The following is a 16,644-nucleotide window of genomic DNA, read 5'->3' as shown; positions in this document are numbered from 1 at the left end:
GGCCATCGGAGAAGCACCATGAGCAAGATCCTGTTCCGCAAGAAAACCCTGCTGGCGGCCAAGGAAGTCACCTATGGCGTGGCTGCCGCGCTCGACGCCGCCACCAACGCCATCCAGACCAGCCAGCTCGCCATCAGCCCGCTCGAGGGCGACGCGCTGAACCTCAACCTGGACAAACCCAACTTCGGCGCGGATCTCGGCACCATGGTGGGCAAGCACGTGATGGTGACCTTCCGTGTGCCGGTGGCCGGCAGTGGTGTCGCCGGCACGGCGCCCGCCTGGGGCGTGCTGCTGGCCGGCTGCGGCCACACCGAGACCTTGCTGGCCGACGACGCCGGCCCGCCCGTGACGGTGGCCAGCGCGGTGTACACCCCGGGCGATGACAGCGACTCGCTGACCATGAAGTTCGTGCAGGACAAGACCCTGCACCAGATCACCGGTGCGCGCGGCAGCGTGAAGCTGGTGACCGCCAAGCGCGAATATGCTTGGTTCGAGTTCAGCTTCATGGGCCTGTTCAACGCGCCGACCAACCTGGGCGCCGCGCTGAACGCGGTGTACTCGAGCTGGAAAAAGCCGGTGCCGTTCCGCGCCAGCACGGTGGACTGCACCCTGTTCGGCCAGATCGTGGGCCTGCACAACCTCAACATCGACTTCGGCCAGAAGGTGGAGTTCTACGAGCACTCCGAGGAGGAGTCGGTGCAGATCACCGACCGCCAGGCCAACTTCGACGCGACCTTCGAAGAGGCCGACATCCCCACCCACGACTACTTCGCCGACGTCAATGGCGAGGCGGCCGGCGCCCTGCTGTACAAGCACGGCACCGCCGCCGGCAACATCGTGGAGATCAACGCGGCCAACAGCCAGGCGCAGACCATCAAGCGCAGCGACGAGCAGGGCGTGAGCGCTCTGCAGGTCACCGGCCCGCTGGCCGCCATCGCCCCGGACCCGGACTACACCATCGTCGCCCGGTGATCCGGGTTGATCCGGATCAACCCGGATCACCCTGCCCGCGCCGCACTGGCGCGGGCTCTTTTAACCCCACGCCTGCATCGAGGCCAGAGGAACGCACCATGATCGAGATCGGCACCCCCGACGACACCTTCACCCGCACCGTCAAGGTACGCTTCGCCACCGCCAGCGGAGCCTTCCGCGAGGGCGATTTCAAGGCCACGTTCAAGCGCATCGACAAGGCGCGCCTGGACGAGTTCCTGGACCCGGACGCCAGCTACACCCAGACCGAAGTGCTGGATGAGGTGCTGGTGGGCGCCAGCGGCATCGGCAAGCGCGACACCGACGGCAAGCTGGTGGAGCTGCCGCCGGACGAGTCGCTGGCACAGGTGCGCAACTCCATCGAGTGCTGCAACGCGGCGTTCCGCGATTTTTTCGCGGCTATGCAACAGGACGATGGCGCCGGGAAAACCTCGAAGAAGCGGCGCTGACCTGGCTGGCCGACGCCCGCGGGCGCGGCACGCAGGACCACGACGACGAGCTGGACGACATGGCCGAGGAACTCTCGGCCATGGGCGTGTCCAACGCCGACGACTGGGCCGACGCCCAGCGCGAGGACGACGACGACCCCGAGGAGACCTGCGTGGTGTGGCCGGAGAACGCGGCCGCCTTCCAGGTGTTCATCCATTGCACCTGGGAGCGCGCCGCCCTGCCCGATGGCCGCCTGGTGCCCACCGGCATCGCCGCCGCCGAGATCCGCGCCACCGCCCAGTTGCTGGACGTGCCCCGCACCGACTGGCCCGTGCTGCTGGACGACGTGCGTTTCATGGCCAGCGCGGTGTTGCCGGGGTTGCAGCGGTTGTAGGATGGGGCGCACGTCAACAGGGAGGGACAGGGGATGCTTCTATCAACCTACCGAGCCACCATCATGGTGGCATTTCTGACATTAGCCGGCTGCTCCGCCTTGAAGCCTCGCCCAACGATCATTCCACCGATCGCTGCACAGTCAGAACCGGTGCATACCATCGACAAGAATTACCAGATTGGCCAGCCGATGAAGGCGTTTGTCGGCTCTCCAATGATTCGCGTGAAAGATTATTACGTAACTCACCGCGATACAGGCACTTACCTGCTGCCAAAGACTGTGACATTCCATCAATTGTTCTTCCGCGCCAAGACCTTTGCAGCCGGCACGCCGGTGATTCTGATCGGCTATTACATGCTTGACGGCCAACGCTTGAAGATGCTGGTCTTGCCTGACCGTGACGCCAGCATCTTTGCATTGCTGGTCGATGAATCAGGGCACTTCACCAACAAGTTGTTCAATCGCGTGCAGGGCAAGTGGTTCGAGCAAACCGGTGGCAAGATTGCCTCGGTCACAGGCTTCGACCCACCCTTGAACTTCGCCACGCATACAGTGGACGAAGTCTCAACCGAAGGTGGTTACACCAACTTCGAACTGGTGTACTCCGGCGCGAGTGCCAACCAGTTGAACCTGATCTACCGCGAATACACGCCGACCGACCTTGCCCGCGCCGCCTTCACCCAGAGCCTGACTTACGACAGGAACTCACCCACCGTCAGGTTTCGGAACATCCGGATCACCGTGCTGAGTGCCGACAATGAAGGTATCCGCTATATCGTTGACGATGACGGCCTAGACGACAAAAACACGCATAAATAAAACGCAGTTGACGGCAAGCCTGCGCCCGGCGTAGGCTCCGTCTCAAGGTGCTGAACACACCGACTACTAGCGGAACCCGCGCCCGTCAGCGTGGTTTTTTTGCGACCATGCTTCATGGTCGGGTAGCGCGCAGCCATACAACACCCCGGTGACGGGGGAAAACTGCGGGCCGTCTAGTAGCGGTGTTCAAGTACCCGGCCGCCCCTCAGAACAGGGGGCGAAATTGAACGCACTACTAGGAATCACGCCATGGCCAACGCCACGCAAACCGCCGAGAAGGCGCCCAAGAACGCAGGCTTCACCCAGCCCATCACCGACCCGAAGGCGATGCTGCTGCAGACCGTGCAGGACTTCGAGCTGGACGTTGCCAGCACGGCATCCTTCGTCGAATTCATGGACGAACACGGCGACCGCACTGCCACCGCCGTGGCCGATTTTCTGCGCCCGCTGCTGGTGCGCCATCAGCTGGTGGGGTCACTGATGAACAAGCTGGTGCGCAGCCTGCCGTGACGCGCACGCCTTCCCGTTGACCTCCGCCGTGCGGCGGCACACGGTCGGGACAAGCTCCCCACCGCGTGCCGTCGCCCATGGCCAGCAACAACCGCCGCGAACTCACGATCGTCCTGACAGGCGACGCGAAGGGCCTGACCGGCACCGTCAAGGTGATCGAAGCCGAGATGAAGAAGCTCGGCGGCAGCTTCGACGTGGTGGGCGACAAGGCGCGCGGCGCGGGCAAGGATGCCGAGGACGCCGCCAAACGCATCGAAGCGTCCAACAAGCGCACGGCCGCAGCCATCGGCCTGGTGGTCGCTGGCGCCGTCGCCGGGTTCAGCGCCCTGGTGAAACACCAGCTGGACGTGGCGGACGCCACCGGCAAGATGGCCCAGCGCCTGGGCGTGAGCACCGAGTTTCTCAGCAGCATGGGCTACGCGGCCAAGTCCACGGGCGCCGATTCGCAGGTGCTGGCCAGCAGCCTTCAATCGCTGGCCGAGAATCAACTGAAGGCCGCGGGCGGCAACAAGCAATACACCGCGGCGTTCAAGGCCATGGGCATCAGCTTCAGGGATGCCCGCGGCCAGCTCGTGCCGCTGGCGGACTTGCTGCCGGCCATCGCCGAACGGTTCCGCACCATGCCGGACGGGGCCAACAAGGCGGCGCTGGCTGCCAAGCTGTTCGGCACGGAAGGCACCAAGTTGATCCCCATGCTGAACCAGGGTGCTCAGGGTCTGGCGGACATGGCTGAGCAGGCCGCTGGGCTGGGTTTGGTGCTGAGCCAGGAGGCCGTCGACGGGGCGACCGCATTGAAGGACCAGGTCGACCTGCTGAAAAGCAAGATGGAAGGCGCGGCCAACGTGTTCCTGCGCGAGATGCTGCCTTCCGTGCTGGCCATGAGCGGCGGCATGGGCGATGCCGCCGGCAAGACCAATGATCTTGCCGACGCCGCGGACATCGTGGCTCGCGCGCTGAAATACGTGATTCTGGCGGCGTCGATCGCCAAGAACATCGTGGAGGCGCTGGCGCAGACCATCGCAGCCATGGCGCGGGGCGTCAGCATCGCGTTTCGCGGCGTGAGCGAGCAGCTGACCCTGATGGGGCAGACTCACGACAAGGTGCAGAGCCTGATCCTGCATGGCCATATCGGCGAGGCCATCGACACCTGGAAACAAGGCATTGCCCAGATGGGCGCGGCCGGCGACGCCACCTTCCAGAGCCTGCAAACCAACGGCGCCAACTGGGTGGATGCGATCAAGTCGCAGATCAAGGATGTCAAAGAGACCTGGGCCAAGCTGTTCCCCTCGGACGATGCGAAGGCCAAGGCGTTCCTGGACGCTTCCACTGCGGCGATCTGGCGCGACATCGACCGGGCCAAGGAACTGGCCGCGGCGAGAAAGGCCGCCACCGATTGGGCCGGTCGCGGCGGCGACACCGCCGCCAACGCGGAAGCCAAGCGCATCGCGGCCGTGGCCAAGGCCTACGCCGGGCTGGCCGACATCCAGGACCGGCTGCAGGGCCAAGCCGACCCGCTGGCCAAGGCTTGGGCCGACAGCGCCAAAGCGATGCGCGACATCGCCGCGCGCGGCGCCGAGCTGATCAAGAACGGCACCGACGAAAGCACTGTGCAGGCCGCGGTGGCCAAAGCCGTCGACGACGCCACCGCCGCCCGCAATCGCGCCATCGAAGCGGCTCGCCGGCAGATGGATGTCAGCGGCCGCATGATCGAGCAGATGCAGCGCGAGGCGCAGCTGGCCAGCATGAGCCCGCGCGACCAGGCGATGGCGCGCGCCGGCTGGGAGTATGAGCAGCAGGCGCGCCAACAGAATCTGGACCTGACCAAAGACCAGATCGCCGCCGAGCGCCAGCGCGTGGAGGAGGCGGCCGGCGCCAGCTTCGACATGCAGCGCTATGCCGAGATGCAGAAGCAGATCGCGCAGGAGTACGTGGGGTTCTGGGAGAACGCCGCCGGCAGCACCGCCAAGCTGTTCGCCGATGGCCTGACCGGCCAGGTGCATGACCTGAAGGACTTCGCCCGCTCCGGCAAGTCGATCCTGCAGCAGTGGGTGAGCGACATCATCAGCCAGTTCCTGCGCCTGCGCGTGCTGGGCCCGCTGCTCAACGGGGCCATGGGTGCGGTGGCCGGCTGGCTGGGCATCGGCGGCACCGGTGGCGCCGGCTCCTGGCTGCAGATGGCCTCGCAGTACTACGGCGGCGGCAGCACCATCGGCAGTGCGGCCGGTGCGCTGGGTGGTGGCGGTGGCGGCGGATCGGGCGGCAGCTACGGCGGCATGGTCAGCAACATCAGCACCGCGCGCAACGCCTACAACTGGGCCTTCGGCAGCGGCGGCACCGGCGCGCCGTTCGGCGGCTCGATCGTCGGCGGCAGCTACATCACCGGCCCCGGGCTTGGCACCGGTGCGGCCGGCACGGCAGGCTCGGCGGGCTACGCGGTCAACATGCCCAATGGCGCGGTGATGTACACCGGCAACGGCACGATGGTATCGCCGGCGACGCCGTACGGTGGCTACATCGGCAACACGGGCGTGAGCTATGCCGGCGTCGCCGGCGGCCTGGCGGGTGCGTACTGGGGCAGCCAGCGCGGCTCCGGCGGAGTCAGCACCGCCGCATCGACCGTGACCGGCGCGGTGGGCGGCTATTACGCTGGCGCGGCGGTGGCCACGGCCATGTCCAGCGGCGTGGCGGCGGGCTTGGCCGCTATTCCGGTGGTCGGCTGGATCGCGCTGGCCGCGATGCTGGTGGACCAGATCAGTGGCGGCAAGCTGTTCGGCACGAAGTACAAGACCGCGGCGATCAATTCCAGCATGAGCATCGGCGAGGGCGGCGCCGACGCCTCGCTGTCGCTGTACCAGACGAAACAGCGCGCGCTGTTCGGCGGGCGCAAGACGCGCGCGGTCGACCAGGCGGTTCCGCCGGAGCTGCAGCAGGCGGCCGATTCGCTCTATGAGGGCGTGCGGCAGACGATGGTGCATGGCGCGCAGAAGCTGGCGATCGACGTGCCGACGATGATCAACGCCAGCCTGAAGACGCACGTGGCGCTCAACGACAAGGGCCAGGTGCGCAGCACCGACTACGTCGTGGAGTACCTGGGGCGCACGTGGAAAGAAGCCACTGCCGAGGCCGCGAGCAAGCGCATCGGCGCTGAAGCGCTGGTCGCGACCGTAGCGGCCAGCGCGGGCGCGGTGGCGCAGCAGATCGCCGAGCAGTGGCGATCGAGCGCGGACACGCTGCTGGATGGCGCCACGGCGATGCTGGCGGCGCAGGCTGACATCAACAAGGGCAACTCGCTGGTCGCGCTGGGTGCCGGCGCCACGCTGGCGCAGGTGATCAAGTTCACGCAGGGCCTGCAGGCGCAGGGCGAGGCGCTGGCCGATACCTACGCGCGGCTGGCACAGGCCAGTGCGCAGTACACCCAGTTCGTGAAGCAGTTCGAGCCGACCAGCGCCGGTTTCGGCTCCAGCTTGCAAGCCATCGCGAACCAGATGCAGGCCAATATCGACCAGGCCAACGCGCTGGCGCAAGCCGCTGGCCTGCAGCATGCCCGCGAAGGGGACCTGGCCAACATCCACCGGGTTGCCGCGGAGCAGGCCGCCGCGGCGATCGCGCAACTCAGCGCCGCCGCACAAGACCTCGTCGGCAAACTCTACGGTGTCACCGGCGACACGCTCGCCAGCGTCAACGCGCAGATCGACAAACTGCAAGGCAAGCTGCAGACGGCTACGCAACTCGCGATCGGCGACAACTCGCCGCTGAGCGAAAAGGAGAAGCTCGACGTTGCATTGAAGGGCTTGCGCAGCGGCATCACGAGTGCAGACGACGTGCTGTCGCTCGGCCGCAAGCTGTACGCCAGCAGCGCGGACTACGCCGGCCTCTACGCCAAAGTGCAAGACATCCTGCAGCTCCCCGGTGCTGGCCAAGCCGGCGCCGCCGGCATCGGCAGCGCACTCGACGAATACAACGGGCTGATCGGCAAGCGCGACCAGCTGCAGTCGCAAGCCGCCGCGATGGCCCGCTTCAACGATGCCAAGACGCTCGCGCAGTACGTCGCGGACATCAGCACTACGCACGGCATCGGCTACGGCGAGGCCGCCAGCGGGTTGGGCTTCTCGCTGCAGGACCTGGCGAAAGACCTCGGCGTGACCAACCTCGTCGGCTACCTCGACAACCTCAAGCTCGCCGACATCCCAGGCACCACGATGGACGCCAGCGCCAGCATCGTCACCGCGATCCAGCAGCTCGGCCGCGATCTGATCCAGACCCTCACCGGCGGTCCGATCACGTCCGCCAGCGTCACCGCGCCCACGACGGTCGGCAGCAATGACCCGCAGGTGCTGGCCCTGCTCGCGCAGATCAACGCGCGGCTGGCCAGCATCGACAGCAGCAGTGGCGACACGGCAGCGACGAACAAACAGATGGTCAAGCAAGGCGCCAACGCCGACCTGCGCGACATCACCCGCAGCAACCGCAACCTGTCGAGCAACGCATGAGCCGACGCATCATCCTCGTCGACATCGGCGCCGGCCTGACGCTGGCCGGCGTGCTGCCGAGCGTGGCGCTGCTCGCCGATTACAGCGCGCAGCTCAAGGCGCGCGGTGGCCAAGCCCCCTACACGTACACCGTCACCACCGGCGCCGCCGAACTCACCGCCGCCGGGCTGCAGCTTGACCCCGCCACCGGCATCCTCAGCGGCACCGCCAGCGTGCCCGGCACGATCGCGATCACGGTGCGAGCGACGGATTTGAGCGGTGCGTATGTCGAGCGCGGATTCACCGTGCCGGTGATCGCTGAGCCGCTGTCGCTGAGCGGCGCCGCGCCGATGTGGACCGTGGGCACGCCCTACAGCTACGCGTACACCGCCGCCCACGGCGTGCCGCCCTACACCTGGTCCATCGCATCCGGCAGCTTGCCCGCCGGCCTCACGCTGAGCGCCACCGGCGAAATCAGCGGCACGCCGACTGCTGGCAACGCACCGGCGTGGACCGTGCGCGTCACCGACAGCGCCGGCACCAGCATCGACCTGCGCGACAACGCCACCCTGCAACTGCTCGGCGACTTCGCCGATGCTGCAGCTGGAACGGCCTACAGCAGCGATCTGTTGATCAACGGCGGCGACGAGCCCTACAGCAACCCGCGCGTGACCGTCGGCGCATTGCCCGCAGGGCTGGCGCTGAGCATCGTGGGCGACAAGCTGCGGCTGAGTGGCACGGCGACAACGGCAGACACCACTAGCTTTACGGTGGCGGTGGATTCGGGGGACGGGCAGACGGCGGTGAGTGCTCAAATCATAAAAACAAACGATGGTGCAGGCGACGAGCATTGGTCCAACGTCGTTGCATTGCTCCATTTCGATACAGACTTCACCGATCAGACCGGCAAAGTATGGACGGCAGGTGGCCCTTCGTCGCAAATCACGGCCACGGAAAGCAAATTCGGAGGAAAATCCTGCAACTTCAACGGCACCCCTAATTGGTCAGCAATTACAGATAACACTGTGGATTTTGCTTTTCCGGGAGACTTCACCATCGAAATGTGGGTCTGGCAAGACTCGGCGTCAACGGATCAATATCGAAACCTCTTTTTGGGCGAAACCGTTGGTTGCATATCGGTGTATCTGAAGTCGGGAAAGCTCGGGATGGGTGCGCAAAGCATTGCCGATGACCTTGTCTCAACGAACGCAATCCCGACAAACGAGTGGGTGCACCTTGCGGTTACGCGCAGCGGGAATTTGGTGCGTGTTTTTGTCAACGGCGTACTTGATGGAATGTCGACGGTGGGCCGGAATTACATTCAAGGAACAAATAAATTTCGCCTAGGCTCGGGTCCATCCGGGTCAGCATTTGCCGGATATTTGGATGACTTTCGGATCACAAAAGGCATCGCGCGGTATACGTCAAATTTCACGCCGCCGGCCGCCGCGTTTCCGGATCACGGCTAATGCGCTCTTACACCATCCTCGCCCCCACCCACCTCGGCCCCTTGCTGGAGCTGGAACAATCCGGCACCCAGCTCGCGGTGAACGCCGTCACCGACATCAACCGCACCGCGCTGGCGATCCAGCCGCAGTCGGTGGGCCGCTGGTATGCCGAGCTGCTGGTCTATGGCCCTGGCACGCTGCTGGCCAGCATCGGCATTGCCACCGCGGCGGCATCGCTGACCACTTACGCCGGCGGCGACGCGAACGGCTACGGCTACCGGCTCGACCTGGGCGAGGTGCACCACAACGGCGCGGCGATCGATGGCAGCCCCGGCGCGCCGGTGGCGGCGAAGGGCGACATCATCGGCGTGCTGCTGGATCTGACCACCACGCAGCCCACGGTGACCTGGTTTCGCAACCGTGTGCCGGTCTACACCGCCGCGCTGGCCAGTACCGGCCCGTGGGCCATCGCGGTGAGCCTGGGTGGCAGTGAAGCCTACGGCTTGCGCTGCTTCCTCAACGCCGGCCAGCGTGCGCTGGATCAGATGCCATCGGGTGCGGATGGATGGTACGAGCCTCCGCAAGTGGTGCGCGGCCTGCGGCTGGCCAGCGAGGACTGGCTCACTGACCCGGCCGACGCCGTGCCCAACGCGCGCTATAGCGGCCTGCTGGCCGGCGACAACAGCGAGCTGCGCGCGGTGCGCTCGCTGGACTTCTGGCCGTGGCAGCGCGGCGTGCAATCCGGCGCGATGGTGTTGAGCGCCTACGACGACGCAGGGACGTTTGCGGAGATCCTCGCCGGCGACGCGCGCGACTTGCCGGTGCGCATCGGCCGCATTGATGCGGGCCAGACCTACGCCGACCGCGTGAGCCTGTTTGCGGCGGTGATCGACAGCGTGAGCGCGGTGGATGACCTCACCGTCAAGCTGACCTGCCGCGACCCGCTGGGCCTGCTCGGCGTGCCGCTGCAGCGCGACCTGATCCGCCCCGATGCCGCACCGGACGCGGCCAACACGCCACGCCCGATCGTGCTGGGTGCGTGCCGCAATGTACCTGTGGTGCTGACCGATGCGGCTGCGCTGAGCTACGCGGTGTGCGATGCCACCATCCTCGGCATCGGCTACGTGCGCGACAGCGGCTATCCGTTGAACCCGGCAGCGACGCCGGCCGATTTCGCGCTTGATGCGCCAAAGACCTCGCTGGTGTTGCATGCCGAGCCAACGGGCAAGGTTACGGCCGACATCAGCAGCGTGGGCGGCGATCAGTTGCCGCAACCGAGCGCAGACATCCTCGGCGGTGCGGGCGCGCCATTGACCGGCGCCGACGGCAGCTCGCCGACAGGCATGCCGGCATCGGGCGGCGATGAGGTTGGCACGCACCCCGTGATGCAGGGTGGTGTGCTGACGTTTCCCGTCGTGGCAACGAGCGCGACCATTCGCGTGTCCGCGAGCATCGAGACAGCGGGTTACGGCGGCATCTCCGGCAACCGCGCGTGCGTGCGCATCAGCTGGCGCAATGAGGCCGGCGGCGAGATCGGGTACAGCGAGAGCACGGCGCTCACCGGCACGCATGCGGCAGCGACCTACACCGCTGAGGCTACGGCGCCCGATGGTGCGAGCTTCGGTGTGCTCGAATTTGCCGCATACGGTCACACCGCTGGCACCGCGACATTCCGCACGCCGCAAGCGTGGTACGTGATGCCCGGTGGCACGCTGATCGCGATCCCGATCAACAACCCCGGACTGACCAGCGCGGACGGGTGGAACCCCGAGCGCAGCGCGATGGGGCAGCTCTGGACGATCTCCGGCGGCGCCGCAGTGAAGGCACCGGATACGTCGGGATCAACGGACCCGGCGGCTACGGCACGGGCGTGCCGAAACACGTACCTCGCATCCGACGTCCCCAGCTCGACCGCGCTCGGCTGGCTGCCGCTGACCAGCGTGACGAAGTTCGGTGCTGGCAAGTCGTACCAGGTGCGTGTGACGATCCCGACGCTGCCCGAGGGTGTCGCCGCGATCGCGCTGGCCACCGGCACCACGATCGACACCATCCTCGTCAAGTGGACGAAGGCCGGCACGTACACCGCGACGGTGACCAACAGCGATGGCGTCGATCACGACCTCTACCTGATCGGCATCCCGCTTGTGCCGGGCGCGATCCCGACCCCGCCGGCGGTGTCGTCGGTGCAGATCATCGCGTACGACGACACGTACAACCCCGACCCGATCAGCCTTGAGCCGGCGACGCTGCAGGCGATCCCGCTCGCGGACTACATGCACCAGGTGCTGGACGTGCGCGCCAGCGCGGCCGGCGTGGCATGGGCGCAGGCCGACGCGGCGGCGATCGACACGGCCACCGGATATGCCGGCCTGGGCGTCTACCTGCGCGGCGGCGAGACGATCGCGCAGGCGCTGGACGTGGCGCTGGCGAGCTACACCGCCTGCAAGTGGTGCGACGGCGATGGCGTGATCCGCGTCACCCGCTTGATCGCGCCGGAATCCGTCGTCGTGGGCGACCGCGCCGGAACGATCGACATCAACGCGCTGGACGGCGACCTCGTGCCCGTCATGGACACTGCGCCGGGCCTGACCACGCAAATGGGTGTGCGCAGGAACTGGGCCGGACTGAGTGACGGCGATCTCGTTGCGCCCTCGGTGAACTTCCCGCTGCAGGTCCGCCAGTCGATGCTGCGCGCGTACCAGCAGACCGCGAGCTCGGCGCAGCCACTGGCCGGTGCCTACGGCCATGCGCAGTACGCGCCGCCGGTGGCGTCGTGTTTCGACCAGCTCGCCGATGGCCAGCGCGAGATCGACCGCGTGTGTGGGATCTACGGCACGCCGAGGTGGTTCTACGCGGTGAGCGTGTTTCTCGACGCGCTGCCCTCGATCGACCTCGGCCAAGTGTGGACGCTGGTCTACCCGAAATACGGACTGGCCGGCGGCAAGCCCGTGATGGTCATCGACTACCAGCCGGACCTGCTCGCCGGCACCGCAAACATCATCTTGTGGGGCTGACGCCATGCTGATCTCATACTCCCGCCCGGACATCACCTGGAGCCTCATCGGCACCGGCGCGACGTGGCTCAGCGACGACGCCGGTGCCGCGCTGACCAACGGCCGCCCCGCGTCGGTCTCGCGCCTGCAATGGCTCAGCGGCGCGCAGACCACCGCTAGCATCCTCACCATGCGAGGTGTATGGGGCACCGCCTTCGCCCCGCGCGTGCTGGCCCTGCTGGGCCTCACGCTGCCGGCAGGCACGCTGATCACGCTCGCGTTCCGCCGCCCTGCCGACGCCGGCTACACGTACCAGGCCGACGTGGCCAGCCAGCGCGTGGTGCAACTTCCTGACGGCTCGCGCTGCGCGTGGTTCGTGCTGGCCGATGGGCTGGATCCGGTGATCGGCGTGGAGTACCGACTGCACAACGACGTGTCCGGCTCGGCCTCGATCGCCGCGGGCAGCGCGATTGACGTAGGCGAGGCGTGGGTGGGGCCGACCGTGGAGGTGCCGCACGGCTCGGACTGGCGCGACATGGACAACGACCCGAGCGTGGTCAAGCGCAGCAAGGGCAGCCAGCCGTACGCGGTGGAGGTGCGTGGATACCGCACGCTGCAGGTCCCGTTCGCCATCGCCAAACTGGCCGCAGTGCGTGGCGGAGGCCTCGCCGGCGGCGCCGATCAGCAGGTGCTGCGCGCGGCGGTACGCGCCGGTGGGCGCGTCGCCGCGGTACCGCGCTTCGACACGCCGGCGGAGATCCAGCGCACGGCGATTTTCGGCGTGGCGCGCTTCGATCCGATCGCCCACCTCGCCGGGCCCAACTATCAGAGCGGCATCGTCGTCGACGAGGCGCCAGCCACTGCGGCGTAGCACGCTTTCCCGTTGACCTGCCCGGGCACACGGCACACGGTGGAGCCATCCACCCTGGCGGCCGCCACGCATGACCGAGTACGAGCGCTTCCATCCACATCGCGATGAGGGCCACGTCCACCTGCCTTCGGTCGAGCGCAGTTGGACCATCGGCACGGTGCTTGCCGCCGTCGGCTCGCTGATGACCATCGTGGTGGTGGTGGTGGGCATGATCTGGGGCTACGCGGGGGTCAGCTACGCCACGCAGAACATCCCGCAGATCCGGGACACGCAGGACTCGCTCAAGCAACGCGTGGCGGTGATCGAGGCCAACGCCAAGAACGGCGACGCGAAGCAGAGCGAGATCCTCCAGCAGCTCTACCGCCTCAACGACAAGGTCGACCGGCTCAGCGAGCAGAAGGCGGACAAGCGCATGAAGGAGTGGACGCGATGAAGCTCATTGAGGAGTGGCGCCAGGCGTGGCGTCTGCGCAGCGTGCAAGTGGCTGGCGGCGGCGCGATCGCCGGTGCCCTGGCTGCAGGATTGGCGGCCAGCGGTGCGATCGTGCCCTGGCTTGGGCTGCTCCCGGTGTGGGCGGTGTTCGCCGGCGGCGCCCTGATCTGCGCGCTGACCGTCTGGGCGCGCATCACACAGCAGAAAAAGCCATGAAGCGCTGGCAGAAGCTCGCCGCCTCGGGCGCCGGCGCCGCGCTGATCGCCGCGGCCTTGACCGCGGGCTGGGAAGGCAAGGTCAACCGCGCGCACTACGATCCCTACGCGAAGATCTGGGACATCTGCTACGGCCACACGCAAGGCGTGAAGGCCGGCGATGTGGCCACGGACGAGCAGTGCGAGGCGTGGTTGATCGAAGACCAAGCTGCTGCGAAGGCGGCCGTGGACCGCTGCATCCACGTGCCGCTGAATGCGCTGCAGGAAGCCGCATTCACCAGCGCCGCGCACAACCTTGGTCCGGCCATCGTCTGTGGCTCCACGCTGCAGGCGAAGGCGAACGCCGGCGACCTGGTCGGCGCCTGCTTGCAACTCACCGATGCACTCGACAAGCGCGGCAACGCCGTAGGCTGGGTGAAGGCGGGCGGTCAGGTGGTCGACGGCTTGCGCAATCGCCGCGTCGACGAGCGCAATGCGTGCCTGGGGTATCTCCGATGAGCACCTGGTTCCTGCACAGCAAGTTCAAGCTGACGTGCGCGGCGTTCCTGACCTCGCTGGGCCTTCTTCTGGCCGGCAAGATCGACGCGGCCCAGTGGGTGAGCTTCACCACCTGGGTGATTGGCCTGTACTTCGCCGCGAACGTAGGCGATAGCGTGGTGGCCAAGCAGAGCGCAGACCAATGAGCTGGCTGATCCGGCTCAAGGCGTACGCGATCGCCGCATTGGGCCTGCTGGCCGCGATCGCCACGGCGGCGCTGTACTGGCGCAACCAGGGCAAGGCGGCGCAGAAGGCGGTCGACGACGCACGCCAGGCGCATGCCGACGCGCAGGCCGCGCAGCAGGTGATCCATGCCAGTGAGGTGCGCCATGAAGTCGATGCCGAGAATGCCAGGCTGCCGGATGCCCCGCCGCAACAGGTGGGCACGGCTGACCCTGCCAGCGCTGCTGGCCAGCTTCGCGATGATGGCTGGGTGCGCTGAGCGGACCGTCGTCAAGACCGACTTCTGCACGCCCTGGCGGGCGATCTACGTGGGCCGCGCGGACGTGCTGACCGATGGCACAGCCAAGGCCATTAAGGCCCACGACAAGACCGGCGTGAAGCTGGGCTGCTGGCCGGCGCCGTCGCCGGCGCCGGCGCAACCCCACGCGCCGGAGTAGGCCTGCACGTCGATGTCCACTCGCCGCCGGCATGATCCGGCGGCTTGCCATCGTCTGGCGAAGATTTGGATCTCTGAGACCCTGCGCTGCGCTTTTGTACTGCGCCATACCGAACGGCCAGGCCGCCGCCGCTGCGCCTGGCCAGACTGCCCCGCCACTCGCCTGATCTAGGCCACTGGCCGCCGTGAACGCCCCAGAACCGCACTCTCGCCGCGTTCCCCGCGCGTGGTTGGCCCTGTCTGCCCGCCGCCAACGCACCCCCGCAACCGCCGGCGCGCTAACCCTCATCGTTTCCCCCGCACCCCCAACGAGTGAAATCCGGGGCGCTCGCAGCCAAAAGGGAGGCGGGGGCAGCACCACCGGGCGTGTGATAGGCTGCGGTTATGGGTGCAAGTCATTGTTTCTCTAAGACGAACGGCTCCACGTTTTGCCTTTGGAATTACACGTTTCGTCTGTATGCTTCCACGCTTTCCCGTATTTCTTCCACAGCGACCATTCCGCGTCACACCCTCTCTTCTCTCTCTCATGTCATTGAAAAAGAAGAAGAAAGAAGGGCTGGAAGGAGTGAAGGGCGGGTCCACGGTTTGAAACATGCGTTTGAATGAGGGTTCCACGTTTTCCACGGGACCTGGACGCAAAACGTGGAATGTCGTGGAACCGTAACTGGTTGACTAAATGGATATTCGGGCACACGGTCAGCCTGGTTCCACGGAAACCGGTGTGCGATGCCCCTCCCCCCTCCCGCGCTCGATCATTTCGTCCGTCTGGTGAACGATTGGCTGGCCTGGCTGCAGCACAACAAGGGCCGCTCGCCGGCGACGGTCGACCTGTACCAGTCGGTGCTGATTCGCCTGGGGTTGTGGTGCGTCAACCCGCCCGCCGCGGAGCACCTGCGCAGCAGCACGTCGGACCCCCTGGCCGCTTCGCTCAATGACCTGGAGCGGTTCGCCGGCATGTATTGCCACAGCCTGGACATCGGCGCGCGATCGCGGCGGGTGTACGTCTCGGCATTGCGCGGCTTCTATGCCTGGGCCTATGCGCAACACCTGCTGCCGTGCAACGCCGCCGAACACCTGCCCTACCCGCGCGCCGGCCGGCCGCTGCCGCGGGCGATCACGTTGAGCAACGCCGACCTGTTGCTGCGACAGCCGGACCTGGCCACCTTCCTCGGCCTGCGCGACACCGCGATCATGGCGGTACTGATGGGCCTGGGCCTGCGCATCAGCGGCATCTGCGCGCTGAACGAATCGGCGATGGTCTGGACCGAGTACGAGGGGCGCGAAGACCTGGTGATCCGCGTGGTCGAGAAGGGTTCGAAGGAGCGCCACATGCCGGCGCCGCGCGAGGTGGCCCTACTGCTGCGCGCCTACCTTGGCCACCCGGATCTGGTCGATATCGACCGCACGCTCGAGGACGGCGATCGCGTGCTGTTCGTGACGGTGGCCAACCGCATGGTGCCGGCGTGCGATTACCGCGGCGAGGCGCGGCGCATCAGCGAGTACACCGTGCGCGACGTGCTGGCCAAGCACGGCGCCGCCGCGAAGATCCCGGCCGACCAGCTGAACCCGCATGCGCTGCGCCACCTGTACGGCACCGAGCTCGCCGAGGAAGACGCCAGCCTGTTCGCCAGCCAGGCGCTGATGGGCCACACCGACCCGAAGAGCACCGAGATCTACACCCACCTGGCCATGCGCAAGCTGCGGCGCACCGTCGACAAGTCCAACCCTCTGGGCAAGCTGCGCACTCCTGTCCTCGAGGATCTGCGCCGCATCGACGCCGCCGAGCGCCCTCCACGCGCTTCCCGCGTCCACACTGGGCCTGATAAATGAAAGACCACCGGGCAGTCCCAGACCTTACCGTGAGATATGGCGGGGCCTGCGCGATTGTTAATAACGTGTTAAGAAAACGGGCTAAGTG

15 protein-coding genes are annotated in these 16,644 nt (G+C 66.8%); all 15 read left to right on the top strand.

Annotated features, from left to right (window positions below; translation table 11 throughout):
• Positions 1 to 18 precede the first annotated feature (18 nt).
• Entirely contained in the window at positions 19 to 972 is a 954-nt protein-coding gene (locus ACVCL3_RS15860) for a hypothetical protein (RefSeq protein WP_447099919.1), read from the top strand.
• A gap of 98 nt (positions 973 to 1,070) precedes the next feature.
• Positions 1,071 to 1,439: a hypothetical protein gene (locus tag ACVCL3_RS15855; RefSeq protein ID WP_447099918.1), complete on the top strand. Its 369-nt coding sequence runs from the start codon at positions 1,071 to 1,073 to the stop codon at positions 1,437 to 1,439.
• Positions 1,355 to 1,813 carry a hypothetical protein gene (locus ACVCL3_RS15850; protein ID WP_447099917.1) on the top strand — a complete coding sequence of 153 codons (459 nt, stop codon included), beginning with the start codon at positions 1,355 to 1,357 and terminating at the stop codon, positions 1,811 to 1,813. Before ACVCL3_RS15855 ends, ACVCL3_RS15850 begins: the two co-directional genes overlap by 85 nt.
• Positions 1,814 to 1,876: 63 nt before the next feature.
• Positions 1,877 to 2,632: a hypothetical protein gene (locus ACVCL3_RS15845; protein ID WP_447099916.1), complete on the top strand. Its 756-nt coding sequence runs from the start codon at positions 1,877 to 1,879 to the stop codon at positions 2,630 to 2,632.
• 249 nt (positions 2,633 to 2,881) lie between these two features.
• The gene (locus ACVCL3_RS15840; RefSeq protein ID WP_447099915.1) at positions 2,882 to 3,142 is read left to right on the top strand and encodes a hypothetical protein; all 261 of its coding nucleotides are present in this window, start codon (positions 2,882 to 2,884) and stop codon (positions 3,140 to 3,142) included.
• A 77-nt stretch (positions 3,143 to 3,219) separates the two neighbouring features.
• A complete protein-coding gene (locus ACVCL3_RS15835) occupies positions 3,220 to 7,632 on the top strand; it encodes a hypothetical protein (RefSeq protein ID WP_447099914.1) in 4,413 nt (1,470 codons plus the stop codon).
• Positions 7,629 to 9,080 carry a putative Ig domain-containing protein gene (locus ACVCL3_RS15830; protein ID WP_447099913.1) on the top strand — a complete coding sequence of 484 codons (1,452 nt, stop codon included), beginning with the start codon at positions 7,629 to 7,631 and terminating at the stop codon, positions 9,078 to 9,080. The genes ACVCL3_RS15835 and ACVCL3_RS15830 overlap by 4 nt, the downstream gene beginning before the upstream one ends.
• On the top strand, positions 9,080 to 12,073 hold the full coding sequence (locus ACVCL3_RS15825; protein WP_447099912.1) for an SPRY domain-containing protein: 2,994 nt from the start codon (positions 9,080 to 9,082) through the stop codon (positions 12,071 to 12,073). Before ACVCL3_RS15830 ends, ACVCL3_RS15825 begins: the two co-directional genes overlap by 1 nt.
• A gap of 4 nt (positions 12,074 to 12,077) precedes the next feature.
• Positions 12,078 to 12,923, top strand: a complete 846-nt coding sequence (locus ACVCL3_RS15820; protein WP_447099911.1) for a hypothetical protein — start codon at positions 12,078 to 12,080, stop codon at positions 12,921 to 12,923.
• Between the two features lie 70 nt (positions 12,924 to 12,993).
• Positions 12,994 to 13,356 carry a hypothetical protein gene (locus tag ACVCL3_RS15815; protein WP_447099910.1) on the top strand — a complete coding sequence of 121 codons (363 nt, stop codon included), beginning with the start codon at positions 12,994 to 12,996 and terminating at the stop codon, positions 13,354 to 13,356.
• Positions 13,353 to 13,571 (top strand): DUF7940 domain-containing protein, encoded by a 219-nt coding sequence (locus ACVCL3_RS15810; RefSeq protein WP_447099909.1) that lies wholly within the window; start codon positions 13,353 to 13,355, stop codon positions 13,569 to 13,571. Before ACVCL3_RS15815 ends, ACVCL3_RS15810 begins: the two co-directional genes overlap by 4 nt.
• Positions 13,568 to 14,068: a lysozyme gene (locus ACVCL3_RS15805; protein WP_447099908.1), complete on the top strand. Its 501-nt coding sequence runs from the start codon at positions 13,568 to 13,570 to the stop codon at positions 14,066 to 14,068. Before ACVCL3_RS15810 ends, ACVCL3_RS15805 begins: the two co-directional genes overlap by 4 nt.
• Positions 14,065 to 14,253: a hypothetical protein gene (locus ACVCL3_RS15800; protein ID WP_447099907.1), complete on the top strand. Its 189-nt coding sequence runs from the start codon at positions 14,065 to 14,067 to the stop codon at positions 14,251 to 14,253. Before ACVCL3_RS15805 ends, ACVCL3_RS15800 begins: the two co-directional genes overlap by 4 nt.
• On the top strand, positions 14,250 to 14,549 hold the full coding sequence (locus ACVCL3_RS15795; protein ID WP_447099906.1) for a hypothetical protein: 300 nt from the start codon (positions 14,250 to 14,252) through the stop codon (positions 14,547 to 14,549). The genes ACVCL3_RS15800 and ACVCL3_RS15795 overlap by 4 nt, the downstream gene beginning before the upstream one ends.
• A 903-nt stretch (positions 14,550 to 15,452) precedes the next feature.
• Complete coding sequence (locus ACVCL3_RS15790) at positions 15,453 to 16,556, top strand: tyrosine-type recombinase/integrase (RefSeq protein WP_447099905.1); 1,104 nt, start codon at positions 15,453 to 15,455, stop codon at positions 16,554 to 16,556.
• Positions 16,557 to 16,644 lie beyond the last annotated feature (88 nt).

This window comes from Rhodanobacter sp. UC4437_H4, assembly GCF_052978425.1.
The sequence above is the reverse complement of the archived record's forward strand: the minus strand, read 5'-3'. Positions and strand labels throughout refer to the sequence as shown.

Bases quoted from the DNA above. Each gene is read 5' to 3' on its own strand.
- ACVCL3_RS15860 (WP_447099919.1), top strand. From the start codon at position 19: ATGAGCAAGATCCTGTTCCGCAAGAAAACCCTGCTGGCGGCCAAGGAA.
- ACVCL3_RS15855 (WP_447099918.1), top strand. From the start codon at position 1,071: ATGATCGAGATCGGCACCCCCGACGACACCTTCACCCGCACCGTCAAG.
- ACVCL3_RS15845 (WP_447099916.1), top strand. From the start codon at position 1,877: ATGGTGGCATTTCTGACATTAGCCGGCTGCTCCGCCTTGAAGCCTCGC.
- ACVCL3_RS15840 (WP_447099915.1), top strand. From the start codon at position 2,882: ATGGCCAACGCCACGCAAACCGCCGAGAAGGCGCCCAAGAACGCAGGC.
- ACVCL3_RS15835 (WP_447099914.1), top strand. From the start codon at position 3,220: ATGGCCAGCAACAACCGCCGCGAACTCACGATCGTCCTGACAGGCGAC.
- ACVCL3_RS15830 (WP_447099913.1), top strand. From the start codon at position 7,629: ATGAGCCGACGCATCATCCTCGTCGACATCGGCGCCGGCCTGACGCTG.
- ACVCL3_RS15825 (WP_447099912.1), top strand. From the start codon at position 9,080: ATGCGCTCTTACACCATCCTCGCCCCCACCCACCTCGGCCCCTTGCTG.
- ACVCL3_RS15820 (WP_447099911.1), top strand. From the start codon at position 12,078: ATGCTGATCTCATACTCCCGCCCGGACATCACCTGGAGCCTCATCGGC.
- ACVCL3_RS15815 (WP_447099910.1), top strand. From the start codon at position 12,994: ATGACCGAGTACGAGCGCTTCCATCCACATCGCGATGAGGGCCACGTC.
- ACVCL3_RS15810 (WP_447099909.1), top strand. From the start codon at position 13,353: ATGAAGCTCATTGAGGAGTGGCGCCAGGCGTGGCGTCTGCGCAGCGTG.
- ACVCL3_RS15805 (WP_447099908.1), top strand. From the start codon at position 13,568: ATGAAGCGCTGGCAGAAGCTCGCCGCCTCGGGCGCCGGCGCCGCGCTG.
- ACVCL3_RS15800 (WP_447099907.1), top strand. From the start codon at position 14,065: ATGAGCACCTGGTTCCTGCACAGCAAGTTCAAGCTGACGTGCGCGGCG.
- ACVCL3_RS15795 (WP_447099906.1), top strand. From the start codon at position 14,250: ATGAGCTGGCTGATCCGGCTCAAGGCGTACGCGATCGCCGCATTGGGC.
- ACVCL3_RS15790 (WP_447099905.1), top strand. From the start codon at position 15,453: ATGCCCCTCCCCCCTCCCGCGCTCGATCATTTCGTCCGTCTGGTGAAC.